Annotated in this window: 2 protein-coding genes; one reads left to right on the top strand and one right to left on the bottom strand. The window is 71.7% G+C overall.

The genetic code is table 11. The annotated features are described in order from the left end of the window. On the bottom strand, positions 1–906 hold a 906-nt coding region (locus tag CCN51_RS51135; protein ID WP_086861218.1), incomplete at its 3' end, for a Gfo/Idh/MocA family protein. A 325-nt stretch (positions 907–1,231) separates the two neighbouring features. On the opposite strand from CCN51_RS51135, the gene CCN51_RS51130 reads away from it, so the two are divergent. Beyond that, positions 1,232–1,348: LacI family DNA-binding transcriptional regulator (locus tag CCN51_RS51130; RefSeq protein WP_143676217.1), on the top strand; the 117-nt coding region annotated here is incomplete at its 3' end.

The raw sequence follows: 1,348 nt of genomic DNA, 5'->3' as shown, positions 1-1,348 counted from the left end.
CCAGTGGGCGATGCGGTCGGCGGCGTCGCGGGTGTGCGGGGCGGGGGTGTAGACCCAGTCGTCGTTGGTGTGCCCGTACAGGTGGGTGAGTTCGACGGTGGCGTCGGCGCAGTCGATACGGATCCGGCTGACCTCGTCCGGCGACACCACGCTGTTGACGACGGTGGCCACGGCGCCGTTCGCGAAGCGGACCAGCGCGGTGGAGACGTCCTCGCTCTCCACGTCGTGGACCAGCCGCCCGGCCATGGCCCGTATCTCGGTCCAGTCGCCGAGCAGGTACAGCAGCAGGTCCATCTGGTGGATGCCGTGGCCCATCGAGGGGCCGCCGCCCTCACTGTCCCAGCGGCCGCGCCAGGGCACCGCGTAGTACTCGGTGTTGCGGTACCAGGTGGTCTGGCAGTGGGCGACCAGCGGCTTGCCCAGCTCACCGCTGGTCAGCAGCTCGCGGGCGTGGACGGCGCCCGAGCCGTAGCGGTGCTGGAAGACCACGGACGCGTACGGGCCGCCGTCGGGCTTCTCTGCCGCCTCCGCCGCCGCGATCTCGTCGTACTCGGCGAGCGTGAGGCACAGCGGCTTCTCGCACAGCACCCAGGCCCCGGCGCGCAGGGCCGCCACGGTCTGCTCGCGGTGGAGGGAGGGCGGGGTGCCGATGAGGACCAGGTCGGGGCGCTCGGCCTCCAGCATGGCGGCCAGGTCGGTGTAGCCGGTCACGGTGAATCCGGGGCCGGTCTCGCCGGGCTCGGCGGCCTGGGTGCGGAAGGCCGCCAGGCGGCCCTCGTCCACGTCGACCCCCGCGACGAGGTCGACGCGGTCGGCCTGCGCGCGGAGCGCGGGCAGATGGCTGCCGGAGACAATGCCTCCGGTGCCGACGACTGCGGCACGGATACGGGTGGTGGCTGCGGCCATGAACAGGGCTCCTCGCCAAGGGAAAGCGCTTGCTGGGGAGGACCCTAGACATGGTCCGGATGACCGGACAAGACCTTGGAGAGCACAATCGGGCCCCTGCTGAAACTTTCGAACGGGAGGGGAACGGGGAGGGAGGAGCGGGTGCGCGGGTGGTGCTTCTCGCGGGTGCGCCAGCAGTGGTTCTCGCGGGTGCGCGGGTGGTGTCTCTTCATGGGCGATGCGCCCGGACATCCCTCTCCGGCACCCACCCTGACCAGTGAGAGCATGGGCGTGCGCGAAGGGGCGCACGCGGCGCACCACCAGGTGACCATCCAACGGAGGAATCATGGCAGTGACCCTGGCCGATGTGGCCGCACGGGCGCGGGTCTCGGCGGCCACCGTGTCGCGCGTCCTGAGCGGCAACTACCCGGTCGCCGAGTCGACCCGGGCCCGGGTACTGCGC

This window comes from Streptomyces milbemycinicus, from assembly GCF_002154605.1.
GTDB classification, from domain to species: Bacteria; Actinomycetota; Actinomycetes; order Streptomycetales; family Streptomycetaceae; genus Streptomyces; species Streptomyces milbemycinicus.
The sequence above is the reverse complement of the archived record's forward strand: the minus strand, read 5'-3'. Positions and strand labels throughout refer to the sequence as shown.